Raw genomic sequence first — 24144 nt, forward strand, 5'->3', positions numbered from 1 at the left:
CTACATTGCAAGGTCAAGCCTTCAGGGCGGATCCAAGCTGGTCCTCACCTCAGTTAGTAGTAGCTAACCACTAACTCGAACAAGATACAAGGGCGGATAAGCGAAGCGCATCCGCCGATTTCAGCGTCGCGTAGACGCATGCAATGGCGGATGCGCTTCGCTTATCCGCCCTACGGTTGCCGTCACAGCCTCGCCGCGATCTCGGCCCCTTCCCTGATCGCGCGCTTCGCATCGAGCTCCGCCGCCAGCGCCGCCCCGCCAATCTTGTAGAACTTCGGCCCGCCGCTGGTACCTTCCGGCGGCATCAACTCGGTCAGGCTGTCCTGCCCCGCGCAGATCACCACGTTGTCCACCTCGATGAGGCGCTGCTCGCCGCCCACGGTCACATGCAGCCCCTGGTCGTCGATCCGGTCGTACTGCACGCCTGCCATCATGACCACGCCGTTGCGCGCCAGGGTCGCGCGGTGCACCCAGCCCGACGTCTTCCCCAGCCCGGCGCCCAGCTTGGACGCCTTGCGCTGCATGAGGTACACCTTGCGCGGCGGCTCCGGCTCCACCGGCTTCACCAGCCCGCCCGCGGTGGTCGCGTTCAGGTCCACGCCCCACTCGCCCGTCCACGCAGGAATCGGCACCGGCAGCGGGTGCGACGGGTTATGCACGAGGTATTCGCCGACATCGAAGCCGATGCCGCCAGCGCCGATGATCGCCACGCGCTTGCCGACCGCCGCCTTCTTCTGCAGCACATCGATATACGACAGCACGCTCCTGTGGCCGATGCCGTCAATCGCGGGCATGCGCACCTTGATGCCGGTGGCGACGATCACATCGTCAAACCCCGCGGCCACCAGTTCATCGCGCGAGACGCGCTGGCCGAGGCGCAGCTTCACGCCGGTCAGTTCGACCTGCCGCCCGAAGTAGCGAATCGTCTCGGCAAACTCCTCCTTGCCCGGGATTTGCATCGCGATGCGGAACTGGCCTCCAATGGCGTCGCCTGAATCGAACAGCGTCACGTCGTGCCCGCGCTGCGCCGCAACGGTCGCCGCCGACAGGCCGGCAGGCCCGGCGCCGACCACGGCGACCTTGCGCACCGTGCCGGCCTTCGAATACACCAGCTCCGTCTCGTAGCAGGCGCGCGGATTGACCAGGCAGGTGGCGCGCTTGTTCGAGAAGGTGTGGTCGAGGCAGGCCTGGTTGCAGCCGATGCAGGTATTGATTTCATCGGCGCGGCCCTGCGCCGCTTTCGCGACAAAAAACGGATCGGCAAGGAAGGGCCGCGCCATCGATACCATGTCGGCGTCGCCGCGCTCGATGATGTCGTTCGCTTCAAACGGCATGTTGATGCGGTTCGACGCCACCACCGGCACCTTCACTTCGCGCCGCAGGCGGCCCGCCACGCTGGCAAAGGCCGCGCGCGGAACCGAGGTGACAATCGTCGGCACCCGCGCCTCGTGCCAGCCGATGCCGGTGTTGAGGATGGTGACGCCAGCCTGTTCGAGCGCTTTTGCGACGGCAACCACTTCGTCCCAGCTGTTGCCGCCATCGACCAGGTCGAGCAGCGAGTGCCGGTACATGATGATGAAGCGCTCGCCAACTGCCTTGCGGATGCGGGTGACGATGTCCACCGCGAGGCGCATGCGGTTCTCGATGCTGCCGCCCCAGCGGTCGGTGCGCAGGTTGGTGCGCGCGCACAGGAACTGGTTCAGCAGGTAGCCTTCGCTGCCCATGACCTCGACGCCGTCGTAGCCGGCCTTTTGCGCGAGCTTGGCGCAGCGGATGTAATCGCGAATGGTCGCTTCAATGCCCTCTTCCGTCAGCGCGCGCGGCTTGAACCTGGAGATCGGGGATTTGACGCTGGAGGCGGAAACGACGAAGGGCTGGTAGCCGTAGCGGCCCGAATGCAGGATCTGCATCAGGATCTTGCCGCCCTCTTCGTGCACGGCTTTGGTCACGCGGCGGTGGTTCAGCACGTCGCCCGCGAAGTTCATCGTGCCGCCGAACGGCAGCAGCCACCCTTGGCGGTTGGGCGAGATGCCGCCCGTGACGATCAGTCCGACGCCGCCACGCGCGCGCTCGCGGTAGAACTCGGCCAGCTTGCCGTAGTTGTAGAAGCGGTCTTCGAGGCCCGTGTGCATCGAACCCATGATGACGCGGTTGCGCAGGGTGGTAAAGCCGAGGTCGAGTGGAGCGAGCAGGTGCGGGTAGCCAGGATTGGTCATTGTTTTTAAAGGTAGCGACGCCAATCCGCATTAGAACCCGATTCATGTAGATGCCGGGTTCTAATCGCTACTCCTTGGCAGCACCGATGCTAGGCAGCGTAGTAGTCGCGCCCGCGCAGCTCTGCAAAGCTTTCGATATTCCCGATCCGCACCGTGACCGGGTTCATGCTCAGGTTTGGCGACATGGCGCGCCACGCGAACAGCCATTCCTGCTCATCGGCTTCGGCGCTGGATTTGGTGAACGCGGCGCCCAGCGCGGCGCGCACGCCGTATTCGACGGCGCCGTCGATGCCGGCCCAGTTAGGCAGCGTGCGCTGTACCGCGCGGTGCAGGCGCTCGCCAAATTCCTCGGTATTGTGGATGACGAGGCAGCTGTCGGCGCCGTGCACGTCGAACAGCGACTTGTCCCAGGCTTTCGAGAACGACAGGGTCAGGAAGTTATTCGCCGAGACCAGCATGAACGCGCCTTCCTTCAGCGACTGTTCGAGTTCCGAACGCAGCGAGTAGCGGTACAGGGTAGGAGGACGTTTGTAATCGTGCATAGTTAAACTTTGTGGTTAAGCGCCATCGCTGCGCATGCGGCGTGGACGCATGTGGCGGCGTTCGCCCATGAATCTGGACGCGATAAAAATTTCACGCAGCAGATAAGCGAAGCTGCCGATCAGGGCGAACATGCCAAGCACGAACAAGCCGGCGATGTACCGGTCCAGCGGCAGGTTGGCGGTATCGCCGACGAACAGCAGCGCAATGACCAGGCAGATCAGGAACCCGCAGGTCGTGCTGAGCGTGATGGAGTAGTTAATCAGGTGCGAACGCTGGTCCAGCACGTCGAGTTCGTCCATGTAGGGATCGTGGGCGGCGATCTCGAGCCGGTCTTCCAGCACGCGCGAACGGTCGATAATACGCGCCAGCCGGTTGATCAGCACCGTCAGCATGGTGCACACGCCGGTCAGCAGGAATACCGGTGCAATCGCCAGCTGGATGACGTGGCCTATGTCGCTGATCTGGATATTCATGAGTAAGGCAATGAAAGTTTTATCGGTCTTGTGGCGCTAGTGTAGCAGGCGCCCCGGCCGCACAGAGGCTTAGTCGAAGCGGCCGAGGCGCTTGAACTGCTCGGTAGCCGCCACCAGCGCCTTCGAGATGCCGGCTTCCAGCGCGCCGTGGCCGGCGTCGGGGATCATGCGCAGGCGCGAGCCGGGCCAGGCCTGGTGCAGGCGGTAAGCCGACAGCGGCGGGCAAATGACGTCATAGCGGCCCTGCACGATCACCGACGGCAGGTGGGCGATCCGGCCGACGTTCCTGACCAGCTGGTCGTCGCTGAAAAAGCCGAGGTTGGCCATGTAATGCGATTCGAGGCGGCCCACGCCCAGGTCGAGCGTGTCGGACGACGGTTCTTCTTCCTGCGGCAGCAGGAACACGCGGCGCCCTTCGTAGCGGCTCCACGCGCGCGCGGCCGGCCAGTAGACTTCGGGGTCGGCGCCCAGCATGCGCTGGCTGTACGCCTTGAGCAGGTCGCCGCGCTCGGCTTCGGGAATCGGCGCCACGAACTCGTCGTACAGCTCGGGATAGAACCAGCGCACGCCGTTCAGGAACCAGTCGATCTCGGAGGCGGTGCACAGGAAGATCCCGCGCAGGATAAAGCCGAGGCAGCGCTCGGGATGCGCTTCGCCGTAGGCCAGCGCCAGCGTCGATCCCCACGAACCGCCGAACACCAGCCATTGCTCGATGCCGAATTTGACGCGCAGCTTTTCGATGTCCTCCACCAGCAGCTGGGTGGTGTTGTTGCGCCATTCGCCCAGCGGCGTGGACTTGCCGGCGCCGCGCTGGTCGAACAGGATCACGCGGTAGTGCTGCGGATCGAAAAAGCGGCGGTGCTGGGGCGACAGGCCCGCGCCCGGGCCGCCGTGCAGGAACACCACCGGCACGCCGTTCGGGTTGCCCACCTCCTCCCAGTAGATCGTGTGCAGTTCGTCGACTTCGAGCATGCCTTGCCGCGTCGGCAGGATCGGTGGGAACAGGGACGTCGGAATCGCAGGCATGGCTAGTCTCGTGGTGGTCGAGTCCGGATTGTAGCGCACTAGAAAAACGTATTCACCCCATGGTGCACGTTGTACGCGTCATCGACGGCCAGCAGCAGCGCCCATTTGTCGAAGGTGGTGCAGGGGTGCGAAATGCCGCAGCCGACCAGGTCGCCAACCGCCAGCGCGTCGCATACCGGATCGCCTTCGGCAAGCTGCAGGTAGGCGTGCTGGTCGTTCATCTTGACGATGCGGCAGCCCTCCGGCAAGGCCGAAGGAGCGCCAGGGCCGGGCCGGTGCGCGTACAGCGGAACCGGCAGGTCGACGTCATACGAGGCGTCGCGCTTGCCCATCGTGAGGATCGCCAGGCCCGGTTCGGGGCGCGACTGCACCATGCTCCACACTTCCAGCGCGGGGAGCAGCCCGGGGCCGCGCTCTTCGCGTTCGTCGAGCGCCCCGATCAGGCGCTGGTAGGAGCCATGGTCGCTGGTCAGGTAGCAGCCGCTGCGCAGCACAGGGCGCACCGGGCGCGACAGGCCGCGCATGCCGCCGAAGCCCCGCGCCACCAGGTCGAAATAGGCAGATCCGCCCGCGGACACAAGGATCTCCGCGCTGCCGAACAGGTCTTCGGCGTCGGCCGCGCGCGCCAGCTGGGCGATGCGCCCGACGAAGGCCTCGACAGCACGGACGTCGGCCTCGCGGTCGTTCGATACCAACAGGCCTTCATAGCCCTCGATGCCCGCCAGCTGCAGTCCCGGTGCCGCGGCGACGGCGCGCGCCACCTGCATGACTTCTTCGGCACTTCGGCAGCCGGCACGCTTGCCCGGCAGGCCGAGTTCGACCAGCAGCGGCAGCGGACGCGCCAGCGGGTGTGCCGCCACCGCCTTACCCAGCCGCGCGACGCCGTCGAGCGAATCGACCAGCGCGAACACCTCGAAGTCCGGGTCGCCGCGCATCAAGTCCAGCACGCTGTTGATGTCGGCCTGTGCGACCAGCTGGTTGGCCAGCAGCACGCGGCGCACGCCGAAGCGGTGCGCCACCTGGACCTGGGTGGCGGTGGCCAGGGTGATGCCCCAGGCGCCGTTGGCCAGCTGGGCGCCGAACAGCTGCGGGCTCATGGTGGTTTTGCCGTGCGGCGCAAGCGTTGCGCCGTAGCGGTCGCAGAACGCGCGCATCCACTCCAGGTTATGGCGCAGCGCCGACGTCTTGAGCACCGCAACCGGGAAGCTGGTATCGGCGCGCAGCACGTTCCAGCCCTGCACGCCGATCGCGCCCTGGCGCAGCGGCTCGGTGATCGGCAGGCCCTTCACGCCGGGGTGCAGCAGTTGTTCGTCGAGTGACGACAGCGTCAGGCCGCCTCGATTAAGTGTGAACATGGTGTTACCTCTGCTTGTTGAAGGACGGTTGCGCGGGCCGGTTCAAGGTGAAGCATGCGTCCCGGTCGCCGGCGGTGAAGCTGCGCTGCCAGCCCTGCGCGGTGTAGAACCGGTCCGCGCGCGTGTCCGGTCCGGTGCTGAGGACTACCCTGGCATGCCCCTGTTCGAACAGGTACCCGGTCGCCAGCGCCAGCAAGTGCTTGCCGATGCCGCATCCTTCATGCGCGGGGTCGACAAACAGCGCCCAGATCGCCCCGTCCTCGCGGTCGGCATAAGCAAAGCCCGCGATGACGCCGTCGCGTTCGCATACCCAGCCGCGGCCCAGGGCATCGAGATAATCCGCATACATCTTCGGCGTGATGCGCCCGGGATCGCGCAGTTTGTTCTCGCCGACGGCAAGGCGGATTGCCGACATCGCCGGAATGTCTTGTGCGCAGGCGACGCGGTAGCTGGTTGTGGTCATCAACATCTACAAAAGTCCTGGACAAAAAAACGCTTCCTGAAAACGTCATTCCCGCGAAAGCGGGAATCCATAGCACCTCAGTTCACAGGCGTTACGGATTCCCGCCTGCGCGGGAATGACGGTTTACATTTTGCTGCTTTTTACGACATGTGCTGGCCGCCGTTAATCGCGATGTTAGCACCGGTGACGAATGCCGCTTCGTCCGACGCCAGGTAAGCCACCAGGCCGGCCACTTCTTCCGGCTTGCCCAGGCGCGCCATCGGAATCTGCGGGATGATCTTGGTTTCCAGGACTTCCTTCGGAATCTCGGTCACCATCTTGGTCCCGATGTAGCCCGGCGAGATGGTGTTGACGGTAACGCCCTTGCGCGCCACTTCCAGCGCGAGCGCCTTGGTGAAGCCGTGCATGCCGGCCTTGGCCGCCGAGTAGTTGGTCTGGCCGAAGGCGCCCTTCGATGCGTTGACCGACGAGATGTTGATGATCCGCCCCCAGCCGCGTTCGACCATGCCGTCGCATACCGGCTTGGTCATGTTGAACACGGAGTCAAGGTTGGTCGACATCACGGCGTCCCAGTTCGGCTTGTCCATCTTCTTGAAGGTCATGTCGCGGGTGATGCCGGCGTTGTTGACCAACACATCGATCGGGCCGACTTCCTGCTCGATCTTTGCCACGCAGGCTTGGGCCGAATCGTAGTCAGCCACGTCGCACTCGTAGGCTTTGAAGTCGTAGCCCATCTCTTTGGTGGACGCGAGCCAGGAATCAACCTTTTTGTTCCCGGGCGAATAGGTGGTCACGACCCGGTAACCCAGCGCCGCCAGCTTGAAACAGACTGCCTCGCCCAAACCGCCCATACCGCCCGTTACCAATGCAACTCTAGCCATGTGTCTTCTCCAGTTTTTCTATGTGATTGCGGATGAATCCCTAGTTTCAGTCGCGCTCGATCGCCAGCGCCACGCCCATGCCGCCGCCGATGCACAGGCTCGCCAGGCCGCGCTTGGCGTCGCGGCGCACCATTTCGTGCAGCAGGGTCACCAGGATGCGCGCGCCGGATGCGCCGATCGGATGGCCGATGGCGATCGCGCCGCCGTTGACGTTGATCTTGCTGGTGTCCCAGCCCATCTCGCGATTGACCGCGATCGCCTGTGCGGCAAACGCTTCATTAATTTCCATCAGGTCCAGGTCCTTGTGGGTCCAGCCTGCTTTTTGGAGGCACAGGGTCGATGCCGACACCGGGCCGATGCCCATGATTTCAGGAGCCACGCCAGATGATGCGTAGGCCTTGATGCGCGCCATCGGGGTCAGGCCGAGTTCGCGTGCTTTGGATGCCGGCATCATGATGACGGCGGCGGCGCCGTCGTTGATGCCCGATGCGTTACCGGCGGTGACCGTGCCGGCCTTGTCGAATGCGGGGCGCAGCCCGGCCAGCGACTCAAGCGTCACGCCGTGCTTCGGATACTCGTCGGTATCGAACATGACCGCGCCTTTTTTCGACGGGATCTCGAGCGGGATGATCTCGTCCTTGAACTTGCCTTCCTTCTGGGCCGCTTCGGCCTTGTGCTGCGACTGCAGCGCGAACTCGTCCTGCTCGGCGCGCGAGACGTCGAACTTCTTCGCGACGTTTTCGGCGGTGACGCCCATGTGGTACTGGTTATACACGTCCCACAGGCCGTCGACGATCATGGTGTCGACCAGCTTGGCGTCGCCCATGCGGAAGCCGTCGCGCGAGTTGTTCAGCACGTGCGGGGAGGCGCTCATGTTTTCCTGGCCGCCGGCGATGATGATGCTGGCGTCGCCGCAGCGGATGGCCTGGGTCGCCAGGTGGGTGGCCTTCAGGCCGCTGCCGCACACCTTGTTGATGGTGTACGACGGGATCATGTTGGGGATGCCGCCCTTGATGGCAGCCTGGCGCGCCGGGTTTTGCCCGACGCCGGCCGTCAACACCTGGCCGAGGATCACTTCGCTGATGGTAGCGGGATCGATACCGGTTTTGGCCAACAGGCCGCGGATTACGTGGGCGCCCAACTCCGCAGCAGGGATCTTGGATAGCGTGCCGCCAAATTTGCCGACTGCGGTTCGGCCGGCGGCCACGATTACGACGTCTTCCATGTAAGTCTCCGATGTTCCGGCCCAGGGCCGAAGGGTTTCAGGGCACTGCTGCACAAGCGGCAAAGTCATCTATCCTAAATAGCTGACCCGACTCACGTTTGAGCAAAATCAATCTTATCAGCTAAATCACAAAAAGCCACCAGTAGGGGCCACACATTTCTCATAATCGCCCGCCCCAGATTGCCGGGCCCGGCGCGCGCGGCTTCTCCCATGCTCCCCTTCAGGCAAATTTCACAGTAGAATGCACGGGCCCTGCATCCGCCGGGCTTAGTTGCCGTCAGGAACGACCGATCGCGCCGACCTCCCAGCCAGAAATTTATGCTCAAAAGCCCGTCCCAACTGCCCATCGAAATCAAGATTTCCACCGTCGTTGCGATCTCCACGATCCTGCACTCGGCCGAGCCGCTGCAAATCGACGCCGCCCTGAAGCAGATGACCGGCGGCGTGTCCGACTTCTTCGAAGATGAATTCGCCGTGATCGACGTCGGCGCCATCGCCGCCGACCTGCCCTACATCGACTGGGACCAGTTGGTTGATGTGCTGAAGAAATACCGCCTGAACGCGGTGGCGGTGCGCGGCGCGACCCCGGCCATGGCCGATGCGATCCGCGCGCGCGGCCTGTCGATCGACGACGGCAGCAGCGGCGCCAAGCCGCGCGAGGAAACCGCGCCGGCACCGGCCGCAGCGCCCGCCCCGGCGCCCGCTGCCACACCCGCCGTCGCACCCGCCCCGGCGGCAGCCGCGCCAATCGGGACGATGATTGTCGATACCCCGGTGCGCGCCGGCCAGCGCGTGTATGCGCGCGGCTGCGACCTGATCATTACTGCTGTCGTCAACAATGGCGCTGAAATCATTGCCGACGGCAGCATCCACGTGTACGCCGCCTTGCACGGGCGTGCCCTCGCCGGCGCGTCCGGCAATGCAGACGCGCGCATTTTCGCGCTGTCGATGCAGCCGGAGCTGGTCTCCATCGCCGGGGTGTACCGCACCTTCGACGAAGGGTTCCCGCCCGAGCTGGCGCTGCGGCCTGCACAAATCCGTTTGCACGGAGACCGACTCGATATACTATCGCTCAGTTCGGCTACCCGCGCCTGAAAACCAGATACTGAAAAGGACCTTCTGTGGCAAGAATTATTGTTGTGACGTCCGGCAAAGGTGGCGTCGGCAAGACCACTTCCAGCGCCAGCTTCTCCACCGGGCTGGCCATGCGTGGCCACAAGACCGCCGTGCTCGACTTCGACGTCGGCCTGCGTAACCTCGACCTCATCATGGGCTGCGAGCGGCGCGTGGTGTACGACCTGATCAACGTGATCAATGGCGAAGCGACCCTGAACCAGGCCATGATCAAGGACAAGCACTGCGACAACCTGTTCATCCTGCCTGCCTCGCAAACGCGCGACAAGGATGCGCTGTCGGAAGAAGGCGTCGAGCGCGTGCTGCACGAGATGATCAACATGGGCTTCGAGTACATCATCTGCGATTCGCCGGCCGGTATCGAGCACGGCGCGCTGATGGCGCTGACCTTCGCCGATGAAGCGATCATCGTGACCAACCCGGAAGTGTCGTCGGTGCGCGATTCCGACCGCATCCTCGGCATCATCCAGGCCAAGTCGCGCCGCGCCCAGACCGGCGCCGAGCCGGTCAAGGAGCACCTGTTGATCACGCGCTACTCGCCGAAGCGGGTTGAAGCGGACGAAATGCTGTCTTACCAGGACGTCCAGGAAATCCTGCGCATCCCGCTGATCGGCATCATCCCGGAATCCGAATCGGTGCTGCACGCATCGAACCAGGGCAATCCGGCCATCCATTTCAAAGGTACTGACGTTGCCGAGGCGTACGAAGATGTGATTTCGCGCTTCCTGGGCGAAGACGTGCCGCTGCGCTTCACCAGCTACGAAAAGCCGGGGCTGCTACAGCGCATCTTTGGGGCGAAGTGACATGGCACTGCTCTCATTCCTGTTCCCTTCGAAGCCGAAGAGCGCCACCGCCGCCAAGGAACGCTTGCAGATCATCATTGCGCGTGAACGCACCAACCGCACCGGCCCGGATTTCCTGCCGGCGCTGCACCGCGAGCTGATCGAAGTGATTTCGAAATACACCAAGGTCAACGCGGACGACATCAAGATTTCCCTGGATCGCCAGGGCAACCTTGAAGTGCTGGACGTCAACGTGGTGCTGCCGGACGCCTGACCGGGCAGCTGCCAGCTAACCCTTACAACCGGCCGTGCTCTTCCTGCGCGGCCGGTTTTTCATTCGGGCCCGCCCACGCCGGCTCCGGCTGCGCGCCGGACAGCTCGCGCGCCACATTGGCGCAGGCCTCGACGTGCTTGTAGCCGAGGTGGCGGAACACGGCAAAGCCAATGCCCGCCGCGGCGATCGCCCCGGCAATCGGCACGAACTTGGTCGCCGACTTGGCGGCCGAGCGCATTCCCATCCGTTTGAACACGCCAAGCAGCAGTTCGCGCGACACAATCTTTCCCACTAACATTCCGCCGATGCCCACCGCCGCCTTGTAGGCGATCAGCTTGTGGCTGGGCTGCAGGCGGTCGATCTGCTCGGGCGTCAGTCCGAACGATGTATTCACCTCATCGACCAGTTTCGCGAACATCGACAGGTCCGACACCACATCGATACCCGGAATGGGAATCGCCGACACGCCCGCCGCCATCATCGCCTTGCGGCGCACCAACTGGCGGCAGCGTTCACGTACGTCATTGATTTCTTTGCTGTTTACGGGGATCGGTCCCCATTGCGTCGCTTCGTAGCTGGTCATGTTCGCTCTCCCTGATTAAAAGTTTCCGTCGAGATTTATAAATATTGAAATCACAGTTTTTACAGTGTACCTTGTTATAAATTTAGTACGGAGCACGGCTGGCTGCCGTGCCTGCCTGCCCGCTTTTAGTAAAGAAGTGTCTCTAATACGTCTTATTTTGTAAAAGGCTGTTATATTTCGAGTAACTATTCTTTAAATAAATGTAGGATGTGTCCTACAATGACGTTTTACGTCAGACCAACCATTATGAGAATCGCAGTCCTCGACAACGATCGCAGCCAGGCAGACCTGATTTGCCAGGTACTGACTGCCGCCGGCCATTCCTGCCAGTCCTACGACAATGGCAAGGAGCTGCTCACCCATTTGCGCAAGGACAGTACCGACATGCTGATCCTCGACTGGCAGGTTGCTGACATGAGCGCGGTGGACGTGGTGCGCCGGGCGCGTGAAAAAATGCCTTCCCACCTGCCGATCATGTTCCTGACCAGCAGCGCGGGCGAGGACGACATCGTGGCCGGCGTGGGCGCCGGCGCCAGCGACTACATGATCAAGCCGCTGCGCCGCGGCGAGCTGGTGGCGCGCGTGCAGGCCATGCTCAGGCGCGCCTACCCGTCGCAGAACGGCGCCGAGATGCTGCAGTTCGGCCCCTACGTGTTCGAAACCCGGCCGGGCCGCCTGCTGATGGACGGTTCCGTCATCGACGTGACCCACAAGGAGTTCTACCTGGCCCTGTTGTTCTTCCGGAACATCGGACGCCCGCTGTCGCGCGCCTATATCCATGAAGCGGTGTGGATCCGCGAGACCGATGTACCGTCCCGCACCATGGACACCCACGTTTCGCGCGTACGCAACAAGCTGCAGCTCAAGCCCGAGAACGGCTTCCGCCTGGTTCCGGTCTACAGCTACGGTTACCGGCTCGAAAAGCTGGGTGCCAGCTAATTGCGTTCAGTTACCGGCGTCATTCCCGCGAAAGCGGGAATCCATGGGGCCGCTCACAGGGGCTATAGATTCCCGCCTTCGCGGGAACGACGTGTTTAGCCAAACCGTTTTCACAGTAGCAATACCGGGCTGTTCTGATGTAGGACCAGACCCGTCAAGGTATAATGACGGTACCACACCGCATAATGTACAGACATGCAACTCCTCGCCGTTGGCCTGAACCACAACACCGCACCGGTCTCGATTCGCGAGCAGCTGGCGCTGGCGCCTGACCAGCTCGGCCAGGCGGTACAGGCTGCGCGCGGGTGGTTTGCCAGGCTGGACTCGCGCGGCAGCGACGAAGCGGCCATCCTGTCAACCTGCAACCGCACCGAGATGTACGCGGCCAGCCAGGTGCCCGATCCGCTCGACGCCAGCGCCCACTTCCTGGCCAGCTACCACCGCCTGGCCTTTGCCGAACTGCGCCCGCACCTGTACATGCTGCCCCAGGGCGAAGCCGTGCGCCATGCGTTCCGGGTCGCTTCCGGCCTCGATTCGATGGTGCTGGGCGAGCCGCAGATCCTCGGCCAGATGAAGGACGCGGTGCGCCACGCCGACGAGGCGGGCGGCCTTGGCACCTACCTGCACCAGCTGTTCCAGCGCAGCTTCTCGGTGGCCAAGGAAGTGCGCAGCACCACCGAAATCGGCGCCCACAGCGTGTCGATGGCCGCCGCCGCGGTGCGCCTGTCGCAGCGCATCTTCGACAAGGTCGCCGACCAGAACGTGCTGTTCATCGGCGCCGGCGAAATGATCGAGCTGTGCGCGACCCACTTCGCGGCCCAGAACCCGAAAAGCATCACGATCGCCAACCGCACCATGCAGCGCGGCGAGGCGCTGGCGCACCGTTTCAACGGCCGCGCCATCGCACTGTCAGCCCTGCCCGAGCAGCTGCCGCAGTTCGACATCGTCATCTCGTGCACCGCATCGACCCTGCCGCTGATCGGCCTCGGACTGGTGGAGCGCGCGCTCAAGGCGCGCCGCCACAAGCCGATGTTCATGGTCGACCTGGCGGTGCCGCGCGATATCGAAGCGGAAGTCGCGCGCCTTGACGACGCCTTCCTGTACACCGTCGACGACCTCGGCCAGGTGGTACAGACCGGCATCGAAAGCCGCCAGGCAGCCGTCTCGCAGGCTGAAGCCATCATCGAAACGCGGGTTCAGTCCTTCATGCACTGGATGGACGACCGCGCCGTGGTCCCGGTCATCCAGGACATCCAGGAAAACAGCGAAGCGATGCGCCTGTTCGAACTCGAACGCGCGCGCAAGATGCTGGCGCGCGGCGAAGACGTCGAGGCGGTGCTCGAAGCGCTGTCCAAGGGCCTGACCGCCAAATTCCTGCACGGCCCGCAGCAGGCGCTGCACCGCGCCCAGGGCGACGAGCGCGCCCGCCTCGCGTCGCTGCTGCCGCAGCTGTTCCGCGGCCGCCGTTAGCGCCCTGCCCCCGCTGTGCCGCGCCTGGCGCGGCGATCTGCATGCCTGCGCGCCCCGCGCATCTCCTACACCTTTTTAGAACAGCCCTATGAAACCATCGATGCTGGCCAAGCTGGACCAACTGGCCAACCGCCTTGTGGAACTGGACGAACTCCTGATGCACCAGGAAGCCACGTCAAACATGGACACCTACCGCAAGATGACGCGCGAGCACGCCGAGATCGGCCCGCTGGTGGCGCTGTACAAGGACTTCCAGAGGGCCCAGGCCGACATCGCCGAAGCACAGGAGATGCTGCAAGACCCGGACATGAAGGACTTCGCGCAGGAAGAAATCGAGGCCGGCAAGGCGCGCGTGGCGGGACTGGAACTGGACCTGCAGAAGATGCTGCTGCCGAAGGACGTCAACGACGAGCGCAACATCTTCCTTGAGATTCGCGCCGGCACCGGCGGCGACGAGTCGGCGCTGTTCGCCGGCGACCTGCTGCGCATGTACACCCGCTTCGCCGAGCGTAACCGCTGGCAGGTCGAGATGGTGTCGGAGTCGCCGTCCGACCTGGGCGGCTACCGCGAAGTCATCGTGCGCCTGGTCGGCAATGGCGCCTACTCCAAGCTCAAGTTCGAGTCGGGCGGCCACCGCGTCCAGCGCGTGCCGGCCACCGAGACCCAGGGCCGCATCCACACCTCGGCCTGCACCGTGGCCGTGATGCCCGAAGCCGATGAAGTCGAGGACGTCAACATCAATCCGGCCGACCTGCGCATCGACACCTACCGCGCATCGGGCGCCGGCGGGCAGCACATCAACAAGACCGATTCGGCGGTGCGCATCACCCACCTGCCGACCGGGATCGTGGTGGAATGCCAGGACGACCGCAGCCAGCACAAGAACAAGGCGTCGGCGCTGAAGGTGCTGGCCGCGCGCATCAAGGACGTGCAGCTGCGCGAGCAGCAGTCGAAGGAAGCGGCCACCCGCAAGAGCCTGATCGGCTCGGGCGACCGCAGCGAGCGCATCCGCACCTACAACTTCCCGCAGGGCCGCATGACCGACCACCGCATCAACCTGACCCTGTACAAGCTCGACTTCATCATGGACGGCGACCTGACCGAGCTGACCAACGCGCTGGCGGCCGAACACCAGGCCGAACTGCTGGCGGCGCTGGGCGATTAAGCCAGCAATAAGTTTGCACAGCAATAATAGATAAAATTTAACAACCCTTCACTGGACGAGACGATGCCCAACAACCGCACCCTGCTCCTGGCCGTAGCCGCAACCTGTTTTGCGCTGGTCGGGTTTGCCCTTTACCTGCAGCACGCCAAGGATATGCTCCCCTGCCCCCTGTGCGTGATCCAGCGTTACGCCTTCCTGGCGGCGGGCATCTTCAGCCTGGTGGCCGCGTTGGCGAACAAGCCGAAGGTCTGGACCGTCCTCGCCGCGGCCGGCGCGCTGACCGGCATCGGCTATGTCGCCAAGCACCTGTACGTGCTGGCCAACCCGGGCTTCTCGTGCGGCATCGACCCGATGGAGACCTTCCTCAACAAGATCCCGACCGCCGAAGTCATGCCGTGGCTGTTCCGCGCCGACGGCCTGTGCGAAGACGCGCGCGACACCCTGTTCGGCCTGTCGATCCCGCAGTGGTCGGGGGTCTGGTTCGTCATCATCACCATCGCGCTGCTGTTCGCGCTGGTGCGCCGCAGCCGCTGATGGATGTCAAGGCTGGCGCCACGGTCGCGGCGCTGCAGGCGGGGCTGCCGCTTGAGCCGCTGGAGAACCGCATCCTGCTGTGCCACGCGCTCGGCCTGACCCGGGTCGGCCTGATCACCCAGTCCGAACGCACGATCACCGATACCGAAGCGGCCACGCTTGCGGCGCTGGTCGAGCGCCGCCTGCACGGCGAGCCGATCGCCTACATCGTCGGCCGGCGCGAGTTCTTCGGGCTCGACTTCCGGGTCACCAGCGCGGTGCTGATTCCCCGTCCCGACACCGAACTGCTGGTTGAACTGGCACTGGCCCACTTGCCGCAGCAAGGGCGGGTGCTCGACATGGGCACCGGCAGCGGCGCCATCGCCGTCGCGATCGCCCACACGCGCCGCGACGCCCAGGTGACGGCACTCGACGTCAGCCCCGCCGCGCTCGACATCGCGCGCCAGAACGCCGTCACCAACGGCGCCCGCGTGCGCCTGGTGCAAAGCGACTGGTTTGCCGCGATTTCCGGCGAACGCTTCGACATGGTGGTGTCCAACCCGCCGTATATCGCCAAAGGCGACGCGCACTTGTCCCAGGGCGACCTGCGCTTTGAACCGAGCGGCGCGCTGACCGACCATGCCGATGGCCTGTCGGCGCTGCGCATCATCATCGCAGGCGCCCCCGGCCACCTCGAACCCGGCGGCTGGCTGCTGATGGAACACGGCTACGACCAGGCCGCGCAGGTGCGACAGTTACTGGAAGAACACGGATATGTCGACGTAGCAAGCTGGCGCGACCTGGCCGGAATCGAGCGTGTCACCGGCGGGCGCGCACCGTAGGCGCTACCCGCCATGTTAGCCTTTGCTAGAATGGCTACCCACCCCAGGGAGCTCTGCATGCGCAAACTGTTCGCCATCTGTGTTTTCTCCTTGCTGCCGCTGGTGGCGGGGGCCGTGGACACGGCGGAACAACAGGCGCGGGCGCTGTTTACGGCAGACTGGCAGTGGCGCCTGCAGGCACGTCCCGACTACGCCACCGCCATTGGCGAACACCGTTTCAACCATACGCTGTCCGACACCTCGCTGGCCGCCAGCCGCGCGGCCTTGCTGCACCACCGCGCCATGCTGCAGCAGGCGCGCGCCATCGCCACCGAGCGCCTGCAGGGCCAGGACCGGCTGTCGCTTGAGCTGTTCATCCACGAGCAGGAAGAAATCCTCAGGCAGCTGGCGTTCTATCCCTACCAGCTGCAGCCCATCTCGAACCAGGACGGCCTGCACATCCGTTTTGCGCAGATGGTCGCCTCGACGCCGTTTGCGTCCGAGAGCGACTACCGCAACTACCTCGCGCGCCTCGACGCCGTGCCGGCCCATGTGGACGGCCTGGTTGAACAGATGCGCGAAGGGATGGTCACCGGCTGGGTCGCACCCAAGACCACAATGGCCGGCGTGCCGGCCATGCTGCGCGCCATGCGCGAATCGATCGAAAGCGGCCCGCTGGCCGCGCCCTTTGGCAGCATACCGGCCACCATCACGCCGGCCGCGCGCGAGGAGTTCGCCGCCGCCGGGCCGGCGGCGCTGCGCACCAAAGTCGCTCCCGCGCTGCAGGCGCTCGAAGCGTTCATCCGCACCGAGTACCTGCCCGCCGCGCGCGACACCATATCCGCATCTGCCCTGCCCGGCGGCGCGGAATACTACGCATTGCTGGTGGCGCAGCAGACCGGCGGCTCGCTGGCGCCGCTGGACGTGCACGCCCTCGGCCTGCGCGAAGTCGACCGCATCCGCGCGCTCATGCGCGGCACGATCGCGCGTACCGGCTTTCACGGCTCGTTTGCCCAGTTCTCCGCGTTCGCCAACAGCGACAGGCGCTTGTTCTTCAAGTCCCCCGACAAGCTGCTGGCGCGCTACCGCAAGGTGATGGGACGCGCCAACGCCCGGCTTGGGCGGCTGTTCCTGACGCTGCCCGCCGAAGACCTGGTCGTCAAGCCGGCCGCGCGCGAAAACGGCGAGGCAGTCGGCGGCGCCTACTATGAAGAGGGCAGCGCCTTGCGCCCGGCCGGGCTGGTGGTCAATACCGCGCGGCTCGATGCGCGCCCGATCTGGGAGGTCGAGGCGCTGGCCCTGCACGAGGGCGTGCCGGGGCATCACCTCCAGGTCGCGCGCGCGCACCAGCTGGCGGGGCTGCCGGCGTTTCGCCGCCACGCCTGGTACCCTGCCTTCGGCGAAGGCTGGGCGCTGTACGCCGAGTCGCTGGGCTACGAGATGGGCTTCTACAAGGATGCCTTTTCGGCCTTCGGCCAGCTCAATTCCGAACTGCTGCGCGCGGCGCGGATGGTGGCCGACACCGGCATCCACGCCATGGGCTGGTCGCGCCAGCAGGCCATCGACTACCTCAACGCCAACACCGCCAACGCGCTGGCCGACAATGAAATCGAAGTGGACCGCTACATCGCGCAGCCAGCGAAAGCACTGGCGTACAAGGCCGGCCAGCTGCGCATCCAGGCGCTGCGGGCGCGCGCGCAAATGGTGTTGGGCGAGCGCTTCGACGTGCGCCAGTTCCACGAAGCGGTGCTGGGCAATGGCGCGCTGCCGCTGCCGATCCTGGAGCGCCAGGTCGGGCGCTGGATCGAGGAATCGCTGGAAGCGGCGTCCCATCCCGCCCCTGCGCGAGCGGCAAATGGGAGCTGAAAATAAGGTGGGTCAGCAAAATCGGGAGACGCCAGACGCAGTCCCCGATTTTCGGTTAATCTCTGCACAACTCACAACTTAGCAGTAGAAGAAAGGATCCCAAGTGTCCAACCAATTAAGCCGCCGCCTGGCACTTCTCGACGACGACGAGCACCGTTCCATCCTGGGCCAGGGACTGCGCGGGATCGAGCGTGAAACGCTGCGCATTGACCCGCGCGGCAAGCTCGCGGCGACCATGCATCCGGTAGCGCTGGGATCCGCGCTCACCCACCCGCAAATCACCACCGACTACGCTGAAGCCCTGCTGGAATTTATCACCCCGGCGGAACACGACATCGCCACCACCTTGCACCAGCTCGACGCGATCCACCGCTTCGCCTACCAGCACATGGGCGACGAGATGCTGTGGAGCGAATCGATGCCATGCGAGCTGCCGGAGGAAGAAGATATCCAGATCGCGTACTACGGCACGTCCAACATCGGCATGCTCAAGCACGTGTACCGACGTGGCCTGGCGCTGCGCTACGGGAAGGCGATGCAGTGCATCGCCGGCATCCATTACAACTACTCGCTCCCTGAAAAATTCTGGCAGCTGCTGTCGGCCAACGAAGGCATACCCGAAGAACGCCGCTGCCCGCTGCGCGACTTCCAGTCGGAAGGCTATATCGCCACCATCCGCAACTTCCGCCGTTACAGCTGGCTGCTGATGTACCTGTTCGGCGCCTCGCCGGCGCTGTCGAAAAGCTTCCTGCGCGGCCGCCCGAACAACCTCGAAACGCTGTCCGAAGATACCCTGTTCCTGCCGTATGCCACCAGCCTGCGCATGAGCGACCTCGGTTACCAGAACGCCGCGCAGTCGGGCCTGACCCCGCACGAGAATTCGCTCGAAAGCTACGTCACCACCCTGATGGATGCGGTCAACCGCCCCTACCCGCCTTACCAGGAGCTTGGCACCAAGAAGGACGGCGAGTGGATCCAGCTGTCGACCAACGTGCTGCAGATCGAGAATGAATACTATTCGACGATCCGCCCGAAGCGCGTGATCCGCACCGGCGAACGCCCGGTGCAGGCCCTGTGCCGCCGCGGCGTCCAGTACATCGAGGTGCGCTGCCTTGACGTCGACCCGTTCGAACCGGTCGGCATCAGCGTCGAAACGGGCCGCTTCCTCGACGCCTTCCTGCTGTTCTGCGCGCTAGACGAGAGCCCGGTGATCGATGGCATCGAAAGCCAGGTCCACGCGCGTAACTTCTCGCGTACCGTCAAGGAAGGCCGCAAGCCTGGCCTGACCCTGACCCGCCATGGCGAGGAAGTCCCGCTGCAGGAATGGGCGCGCGAACTGATCGACCGCATCCGGCCGATTGCCGCGCTGCTCGACGAGCAGCACAACGAAGCCGGCGTGCACGCGGCGTCGCTGGCGGTGCAGGAGGCGAAGATCGCCAACCCGGCGCTGACGCCATCGGCGCGCGTGCTCGAAGAAGTGCGCGCGCTCGGCTCCAGTGCGGCCTTTGGCCTTCGCCAGAGCGAACTGCACGCGGCCTGGTTCCGCGAAAGCCCGTTGATGCCGGCCGAAGAAGCGATGTTCGCCGAGATGGCGGCCGCGTCGCTGGCCGAACAGGCGCGCATCGAACAGACGGACACCGGCAGCTTCGACGACTTTGTCGCCGCCTACAACAGCAGCACCCTGTGCGGCGACTAATCGAAGGCCCCGCGTGCTCGCCTTTTACAACGAACACCACGCGCAGCACCGCGGCCGCTTCGAGATCTTCCGCGGCGAGATGGTGCCGTGCTTTGAAAAGCCGGAACGCGCGGACCTCGTCGTCGCCGAATTCGCGCGCCGCGGTTTAGGCCAGGTCGTCACGCCGCACGGCGTGCCGCTGGTGTCGCTCGAACGCATCCACACGCCGCGCTACCTGCACTTCCTGCGCACCGCCTGGAGCGAATGGCTGGCGCTCGACCCGGCCAATGCGACCAAGGACGCCTTCCCCGCCGTGTGGCCGGTGCGCAGCCTGCGTGACGACGTCGAGCCGGAAAACTTCTGCGCCCGCATGGGCCTGTACTCGATGGACAGCGGCACCCCGCTGACTGCCGGCACCTGGATCGCCGCCAAGACCGGCGCCGACTGCGCCGTCAACGCCGCGCATGCGCTGCGCCTTGGCGAGAAGGGCACGTTCGCGCTGACCCGTCCGCCCGGCCACCATGCAGGCGCCGATTTCTTCGGCGGCTACTGCTTCCTGAATAACGCGGCGCTCGCGGCCCAGCACCTGCTCGACGACGGTGCAAAAAGGGTCGCCATCCTCGACATCGACTACCATCACGGCAACGGCACGCAGAGCATTTTCTATGGCCGCGACGATGTGCTGTTCGTGTCGATCCACGGCGACCCGCGTACCGAGTTTCCGTTCTACCTGGGCTATGCCGATGAAACCGGGACAGGCGCCGGCCTTGGCTACAACATGAATTTGCCGCTGGCGGCAGGCGCCACCCCGGCGCAGTGGTTCGCCGCGCTGGAGACGGCCTGCATCCGGATCAACAGCTATGCGCCGGACGCGCTGGTGGTGTCGCTCGGCGTCGACACCTGGGCCGGCGACCCGATCTCGAAATTCACCTTGCAAAGCGCCGATTTCCTGCGCATCGGCGAACGCCTGGGCTACCTCGGGCTGCCCACCGCCTTCGTGTTCGAAGGCGGTTACGCCGTCGATGAAATCGGCATCAATGTCGTCAACGTGCTCGAAGGTTTCGAGACCGCCGCTTAAAGATTAAAAGGATTTTCCGCATGACCGAATGGCAGTGGAGCAGCTTTGCTGACCTCCCCAACGCAGACCTGTACGAGATGCTGGCCCAGCGCCAGAACGTGTTTGTCCTTGAACAGCAATGCCTCTATCCCGACCTGGACGGCTACGACCAGGATGCCTGGCACCTGCTGGGCTGGCGTGTTATCGACGGCAAGCGCCAGCTGGCCGCCTGCCTGCGCGTGATCGCGCCCGGCGTGAAGTACGCCGAGATGTCCATCGGCCGGGTGCTGTCGACAACTGCTGCGCGCGGCACCGGCATCGGCCGCGAGCTGCTGCGTGAGGGCATCGCGCGCGCCGAACAGCTGTACCCGGGCCACCGCATCCGCATCGGCGCCCAGCAGTACCTCGAAGCCTTCTACGGCAGCTTCGGTTTCAAGACCGTGTCCGAGCCCTACGACGAAGACGGCATCATGCACGTCGAGATGCTGCGCTAGCCCGTCCGGCCGCCAGCACGCCCAGCCCCGCCAGCATCAGCATCACGGTGCCGGGCTCCGGAATCTGCGGCACCACCTCCAGCAGCAAGGCCTGGCAGTTGTCGCCCATGCAGCCAAAGGCCGCGATCTGGCCCATGTCATTGATGCCGCGCGCCTCGTGCAGCACCCAGCCCGACGCCGGGTCGATCAGCGAATTCAGGTCGGTCATCGCGCCGCCGCTGTAGAGGAATGCGCGGCTGTCGAAGTCGCCTGCGAGGCCGGAAGTGCCGACCACCTGCCCAAGCCCGTTGAGGCCGTACGCAAAGCTGCGCCCGCCGCCCAGGGTGCCGAGGTCAATCATGATGCCGTCGGTGTACAGGAAAGCATGCTCAACGCTGCCGGCGGTGTAGGAATGGCCCGCGACCTGGCCGGCGTCGTTGATGGCGGCCGCGCTGCTGAGGCTGCCGCCGAGCGTCCCCAGGTCGCGCATCGCACCGTTCTCATAGATGAAGGCGTGCACAGGCGTGCCGGGCCCCGGTTCCATACTGACCGAGGATTCGCCGGCCACCTGCCCCGCATTGTTGATGGCCGTGGCGAGCGCAAAATCGCCGCCGAGCGTGCCGATGTCGCGCATCTGGCCATCGGAAAAGAGAAAGCCGCGGAACTCGCCCGCAGCGTTGTTGGACTGGCCCGCCACCTGCCCTGCGGCGTTGACGCCCAGCCCGAAGCTGCTGGCCCCGCCAAGCGTGCCAAGCGGCGCCATGCTCCTGCCGTCGTAAAGGAAGGCGCGGCTCTGCTCGCTTGAGCTCGTGTACCCGGCCACCAGGCCATTGCTGCTGATGGCGCGCGCGCTGCTCATGTTGCCGGCGGCGCCCAGGTCGGTCAGCACGCCCCCGGACCAGATGAATGCGTGCCCTTCGCCGCCGACGCCGACGTCGCCCACGACCTGGCCGGCGTTATTGATCGCGTGTGCGTAAGTATTGGCCGGCAATGCCGTGATGGAATACAAAGGCGCGGCCAGCGCGGGTGGAGCCCACAGCCCCAGTGCCGCGAGCATGCCTGCAATTTTGGCTTTTGAAAACATGGCGGGATTCCTTTCGATTGGAATCCCAAGCATGCTGGCGCGCGGCGTTCCAGGGTCTGCGCCAGATCATTCGCGCGCCATGGACGTTGCGAATTCATCAAGCGCACGCGGCAATTGTCAGATGGCGATCTGGGTGCCCAGCTCGATTACCCGGTTGGGGGGAATCTGGTAATAGTCCGCCGCGCCGCGCGCATTGCGCGACATCGCCACGAACAGGTGTTCGCGCCATGGCGACATGCCGCCGCCCGGCGCCGAGATCACCGTCTGGCGCGCGATGAAGAACGAGGTCTCCATCATTTCGAACTCCAAGCCGCCCGCGGCTGCCAGCTTGAGGATGTGCGGGATATCCGGTTCATCCTTGAAGCCGTAATACACGTTCAGCTGGTAGCACATGTGCCCCAGGTCGACGATCTTGACCTGTTCGCTTTCTGGCACCCATGGCTCTTCCATGATATGCACCGTCAGGAACGCAACGCGCTCGTGCAGCACCTTGTTATGCGACAGGTTGTGGAGCAGCGCGTGCGGCACGCCATCGCTTTCACCGCGCAGGAAGATGGCGGTGCCGTACACGCGCGCCGGCGGCGCCACGAACAGCGAGTCGAGGAAATCGGGCAGCGGGATCGCGTGCTTCTGGAGGTTCTGGAACACCAGCTCGCGGCCGTGCTTCCAGGTCATCATCGCGGTGAACAGGATCGCGCCGAGCAGCAGCGGGAACCAGCCGCCGTGGAACAGCTTCAGCGCGGTCGACGACAGCAGCATCACGTCGATCACGAAGAAGAAGCCGGTCGCAGCGAAGCACAGCGCCAGCGGCAGGTGCCAGCGGTAGCGGGTGACGAAGAAGGTCAGGATGGTGGTGCACAGCATGGTCGCGGTGACGGCAATGCCGTAGGCGCCGGCCAGTTCGTCGGACGACCCGAACGACACCACCGCCAGCAGCACAACGGCCAGCTGCAGCCAGTTCACGGCTGGAATGTAGATCTGGCCGATCTCGCTGGCCGACGTATGCAACACCCGCATGCGCGGCAGCAGGCCAAGCGCGATGGCCTGCTTGGTCATCGAGAAGGTGCCTGAGATGGTGGCTTGCGATGCGATCACCGCCGCCATCGTCGACAACAGCACCAGCGGGTACACGCTCCAGCTGCCCAGCTGGTTGTAGAACGGGTTCGATACCGCTTCCGGATGATTGATCAGTACCGCGCCCTGGCCCAGGTAGTTCAGCGCCAGCGCCGGGAAGGCCACCGTGAACCACGCGAGCCGGATCGGCTTCTTGCCGAAGTGGCCCATGTCGGCGTACAGCGCTTCGGCCCCAGTGATCGCCAGCACCACCGCGCCCAGCGCAATGAATGCGATGAAGCCGTTTTCCAGCATGAAGCGCAGCGCATGCAACGGGTTGAGCGCCGCCAGGATCTGCGGCGCCTCGATGATGTTCACGATGCCCATCGCAGCCAGCGCAATGAACCACACCACCATGACCGGGCCGAACCAGCGGCCGATACCGCCGGTGCCGCGCGACTGCAGCGAATACAGCCCGACCAGCACCACCATCGAGATAGGCACCACATACTGCTTCATGCCCGGCGCGGCGACTTCGAGGCCTTCGATTGCGCCAAGCACCGAAATGGCGGGGGTGATCACGCTGTCGCCGTAGAACATGGTGGCGCCAAAGACGCCAAGCATCATGAGCGGCACATACCAGCCCGAGGCCTTGGTGACTGAATTGAGCGCCAGCGCCATCAGCGCCATGACGCCGCCCTCGCCGCGGTTATCGGCGCGCAGTACCAGGGTGACGTACTTCAGCGAAACGATCATGGTCAGCGCCCAGAAGATCAGCGACAGGATGCCGAGCAGGTTGGGAGTGTTGAGCGCGAGGCCGTGGGTGGGGTCGAAAACAGCTTTCAGCGTGTAGAGCGGGCTGGTGCCGATGTCGCCGTAGACGATGCCGACGGCGGCCAGCGTCAGGCCAGCAATACTGCTTTTCCTGTGATCCGAGGTCAAAATTGCACCTTATTGTTGTTTTGATGCGTTGCACAATATGCCAAGGAAAGGCAATTTGCAAGTGGAATTGGGTTTGTGTCCGGATGCACTTTACCATCGACGCACCGGTGTGGCTCTTTCAATAAGGAGCC

General features: G+C 64.6%; 23 protein-coding genes. 12 read left to right on the forward strand and 11 right to left on the reverse strand.

Annotated elements, in window-relative coordinates; genetic code table 11:
- Nucleotides 1-182: 182 nt before the first annotated feature.
- The 8 genes from LMJ30_RS04405 to LMJ30_RS04440 form a co-directional block, all read right to left on the reverse strand.
- Nucleotides 183-2216: an NADPH-dependent 2,4-dienoyl-CoA reductase gene (locus tag LMJ30_RS04405; protein ID WP_229431133.1), complete on the reverse strand. Its 2034-nt coding sequence runs from the start codon at nt 2214-2216 to the stop codon at nt 183-185.
- An 89-nt stretch (nt 2217-2305) separates the two neighbouring features.
- Nucleotides 2306-2758 (reverse strand): hypothetical protein, encoded by a 453-nt coding sequence (locus LMJ30_RS04410; protein ID WP_229431134.1) that lies wholly within the window; start codon nt 2756-2758, stop codon nt 2306-2308.
- A gap of 15 nt (nt 2759-2773) precedes the next feature.
- On the reverse strand, nt 2774-3232 hold the full coding sequence (locus LMJ30_RS04415) for a DUF2721 domain-containing protein (protein WP_229431135.1): 459 nt from the start codon (nt 3230-3232) through the stop codon (nt 2774-2776).
- Nucleotides 3233-3301: 69 nt separating this feature from the next.
- On the reverse strand, nt 3302-4258 hold the full coding sequence (pip, locus tag LMJ30_RS04420; protein WP_229431136.1) for a prolyl aminopeptidase: 957 nt from the start codon (nt 4256-4258) through the stop codon (nt 3302-3304).
- 38 nt (nt 4259-4296) lie between these two features.
- Nucleotides 4297-5613: an amino acid deaminase gene (locus LMJ30_RS04425; RefSeq protein ID WP_229431137.1), complete on the reverse strand. Its 1317-nt coding sequence runs from the start codon at nt 5611-5613 to the stop codon at nt 4297-4299.
- Nucleotides 5614-5617: 4 nt separating this feature from the next.
- Entirely contained in the window at nt 5618-6076 is a 459-nt protein-coding gene (locus LMJ30_RS04430) for a GNAT family N-acetyltransferase (RefSeq protein ID WP_229431138.1), read from the reverse strand.
- Nucleotides 6077-6216: 140 nt separating this feature from the next.
- Nucleotides 6217-6957: an acetoacetyl-CoA reductase gene (gene phbB, locus LMJ30_RS04435; RefSeq protein ID WP_229431139.1), complete on the reverse strand. Its 741-nt coding sequence runs from the start codon at nt 6955-6957 to the stop codon at nt 6217-6219.
- 46 nt (nt 6958-7003) lie between these two features.
- Nucleotides 7004-8182 carry an acetyl-CoA C-acetyltransferase gene (locus tag LMJ30_RS04440; RefSeq protein ID WP_229431140.1) on the reverse strand — a complete coding sequence of 393 codons (1179 nt, stop codon included), beginning with the start codon at nt 8180-8182 and terminating at the stop codon, nt 7004-7006.
- A 318-nt stretch (nt 8183-8500) separates the two neighbouring features.
- Here LMJ30_RS04440 and minC point away from each other — a divergent pair, with 318 nt between their 5' ends.
- From minC to minE, 3 genes are read left to right on the forward strand one after another with little or no spacing between them, the layout of a single operon-like run.
- Nucleotides 8501-9277, forward strand: coding sequence for a septum site-determining protein MinC (minC, locus tag LMJ30_RS04445; protein WP_229431141.1), 777 nt, complete (start codon nt 8501-8503; stop codon nt 9275-9277).
- Between the two features lie 26 nt (nt 9278-9303).
- A complete protein-coding gene (gene minD / locus LMJ30_RS04450) occupies nt 9304-10119 on the forward strand; it encodes a septum site-determining protein MinD (protein WP_229431142.1) in 816 nt (271 codons plus the stop codon).
- A 1-nt stretch (nt 10120) separates the two neighbouring features.
- Nucleotides 10121-10372 carry a cell division topological specificity factor MinE gene (minE, locus tag LMJ30_RS04455; RefSeq protein WP_229431143.1) on the forward strand — a complete coding sequence of 84 codons (252 nt, stop codon included), beginning with the start codon at nt 10121-10123 and terminating at the stop codon, nt 10370-10372.
- 22 nt (nt 10373-10394) lie between these two features.
- Here minE and LMJ30_RS04460 read toward each other — a convergent pair whose 3' ends face one another.
- Complete coding sequence (locus LMJ30_RS04460) at nt 10395-10955, reverse strand: hypothetical protein (protein ID WP_229431144.1); 561 nt, start codon at nt 10953-10955, stop codon at nt 10395-10397.
- A gap of 246 nt (nt 10956-11201) precedes the next feature.
- Here LMJ30_RS04460 and LMJ30_RS04465 point away from each other — a divergent pair, with 246 nt between their 5' ends.
- From LMJ30_RS04465 to LMJ30_RS04505, 9 genes are all read left to right on the forward strand, one after another.
- Nucleotides 11202-11894, forward strand: coding sequence for a response regulator transcription factor (locus LMJ30_RS04465; RefSeq protein ID WP_229431145.1), 693 nt, complete (start codon nt 11202-11204; stop codon nt 11892-11894).
- A 195-nt stretch (nt 11895-12089) separates the two neighbouring features.
- Nucleotides 12090-13364 carry a glutamyl-tRNA reductase gene (hemA, locus tag LMJ30_RS04470; protein ID WP_229431146.1) on the forward strand — a complete coding sequence of 425 codons (1275 nt, stop codon included), beginning with the start codon at nt 12090-12092 and terminating at the stop codon, nt 13362-13364.
- An 88-nt stretch (nt 13365-13452) separates the two neighbouring features.
- On the forward strand, nt 13453-14529 hold the full coding sequence (prfA, locus tag LMJ30_RS04475; RefSeq protein ID WP_229431147.1) for a peptide chain release factor 1: 1077 nt from the start codon (nt 13453-13455) through the stop codon (nt 14527-14529).
- A gap of 63 nt (nt 14530-14592) precedes the next feature.
- Nucleotides 14593-15063 carry a disulfide bond formation protein B gene (locus LMJ30_RS04480; protein WP_229431148.1) on the forward strand — a complete coding sequence of 157 codons (471 nt, stop codon included), beginning with the start codon at nt 14593-14595 and terminating at the stop codon, nt 15061-15063.
- Nucleotides 15063-15884: a peptide chain release factor N(5)-glutamine methyltransferase gene (gene prmC, locus LMJ30_RS04485; protein ID WP_229431149.1), complete on the forward strand. Its 822-nt coding sequence runs from the start codon at nt 15063-15065 to the stop codon at nt 15882-15884. Before LMJ30_RS04480 ends, prmC begins: the two co-directional genes overlap by 1 nt.
- Before the next feature lie 57 nt (nt 15885-15941).
- The gene (locus LMJ30_RS04490) at nt 15942-17729 is read left to right on the forward strand and encodes a DUF885 domain-containing protein (protein WP_229431150.1); all 1788 of its coding nucleotides are present in this window, start codon (nt 15942-15944) and stop codon (nt 17727-17729) included.
- Between the two features lie 103 nt (nt 17730-17832).
- The gene (gene gshA, locus LMJ30_RS04495) at nt 17833-19425 is read left to right on the forward strand and encodes a glutamate--cysteine ligase (protein ID WP_229431151.1); all 1593 of its coding nucleotides are present in this window, start codon (nt 17833-17835) and stop codon (nt 19423-19425) included.
- A gap of 13 nt (nt 19426-19438) precedes the next feature.
- On the forward strand, nt 19439-20482 hold the full coding sequence (locus tag LMJ30_RS04500; protein WP_229431152.1) for a histone deacetylase family protein: 1044 nt from the start codon (nt 19439-19441) through the stop codon (nt 20480-20482).
- 20 nt (nt 20483-20502) lie between these two features.
- Nucleotides 20503-20955, forward strand: coding sequence for a GNAT family N-acetyltransferase (locus tag LMJ30_RS04505; RefSeq protein ID WP_229431153.1), 453 nt, complete (start codon nt 20503-20505; stop codon nt 20953-20955).
- On the opposite strand, the gene LMJ30_RS04510 is transcribed toward LMJ30_RS04505, so the two are convergent.
- Nucleotides 20930-22018, reverse strand: coding sequence for a PEP-CTERM sorting domain-containing protein (locus tag LMJ30_RS04510; RefSeq protein ID WP_229431154.1), 1089 nt, complete (start codon nt 22016-22018; stop codon nt 20930-20932). The genes LMJ30_RS04505 and LMJ30_RS04510 overlap by 26 nt on opposite strands.
- Nucleotides 22019-22135: 117 nt before the next feature.
- Nucleotides 22136-24013: a potassium transporter Kup gene (locus tag LMJ30_RS04515; protein ID WP_229431155.1), complete on the reverse strand. Its 1878-nt coding sequence runs from the start codon at nt 24011-24013 to the stop codon at nt 22136-22138.
- Nucleotides 24014-24144: the final 131 nt, after the last annotated feature.

This window comes from Massilia agrisoli, from assembly GCF_020831365.1.
Classification (GTDB): domain Bacteria; phylum Pseudomonadota; class Gammaproteobacteria; order Burkholderiales; family Burkholderiaceae_D; genus Telluria_A; species Telluria_A agrisoli.

Coding starts and splice junctions, on each gene's coding strand:
- LMJ30_RS04460 (WP_229431144.1), bottom strand. CDS start 10,955: ATGACCAGCTACGAAGCGACGCAATGGGGACCGATCCCCGTAAACAGC.
- LMJ30_RS04440 (WP_229431140.1), bottom strand. CDS start 8,182: ATGGAAGACGTCGTAATCGTGGCCGCCGGCCGAACCGCAGTCGGCAAA.
- LMJ30_RS04505 (WP_229431153.1), top strand. CDS start 20,503: ATGACCGAATGGCAGTGGAGCAGCTTTGCTGACCTCCCCAACGCAGAC.
- phbB (WP_229431139.1), bottom strand. CDS start 6,957: ATGGCTAGAGTTGCATTGGTAACGGGCGGTATGGGCGGTTTGGGCGAG.
- LMJ30_RS04430 (WP_229431138.1), bottom strand. CDS start 6,076: ATGACCACAACCAGCTACCGCGTCGCCTGCGCACAAGACATTCCGGCG.
- LMJ30_RS04405 (WP_229431133.1), bottom strand. CDS start 2,216: ATGACCAATCCTGGCTACCCGCACCTGCTCGCTCCACTCGACCTCGGC.
- LMJ30_RS04480 (WP_229431148.1), top strand. CDS start 14,593: ATGCCCAACAACCGCACCCTGCTCCTGGCCGTAGCCGCAACCTGTTTT.
- LMJ30_RS04510 (WP_229431154.1), bottom strand. CDS start 22,018: ATGTTTTCAAAAGCCAAAATTGCAGGCATGCTCGCGGCACTGGGGCTG.
- LMJ30_RS04410 (WP_229431134.1), bottom strand. CDS start 2,758: ATGCACGATTACAAACGTCCTCCTACCCTGTACCGCTACTCGCTGCGT.
- prfA (WP_229431147.1), top strand. CDS start 13,453: ATGAAACCATCGATGCTGGCCAAGCTGGACCAACTGGCCAACCGCCTT.
- LMJ30_RS04490 (WP_229431150.1), top strand. CDS start 15,942: ATGCGCAAACTGTTCGCCATCTGTGTTTTCTCCTTGCTGCCGCTGGTG.
- minC (WP_229431141.1), top strand. CDS start 8,501: ATGCTCAAAAGCCCGTCCCAACTGCCCATCGAAATCAAGATTTCCACC.
- hemA (WP_229431146.1), top strand. CDS start 12,090: ATGCAACTCCTCGCCGTTGGCCTGAACCACAACACCGCACCGGTCTCG.
- prmC (WP_229431149.1), top strand. CDS start 15,063: ATGGATGTCAAGGCTGGCGCCACGGTCGCGGCGCTGCAGGCGGGGCTG.
- minE (WP_229431143.1), top strand. CDS start 10,121: ATGGCACTGCTCTCATTCCTGTTCCCTTCGAAGCCGAAGAGCGCCACC.
- pip (WP_229431136.1), bottom strand. CDS start 4,258: ATGCCTGCGATTCCGACGTCCCTGTTCCCACCGATCCTGCCGACGCGG.
- LMJ30_RS04465 (WP_229431145.1), top strand. CDS start 11,202: ATGAGAATCGCAGTCCTCGACAACGATCGCAGCCAGGCAGACCTGATT.
- LMJ30_RS04425 (WP_229431137.1), bottom strand. CDS start 5,613: ATGTTCACACTTAATCGAGGCGGCCTGACGCTGTCGTCACTCGACGAA.
- LMJ30_RS04415 (WP_229431135.1), bottom strand. CDS start 3,232: ATGAATATCCAGATCAGCGACATAGGCCACGTCATCCAGCTGGCGATT.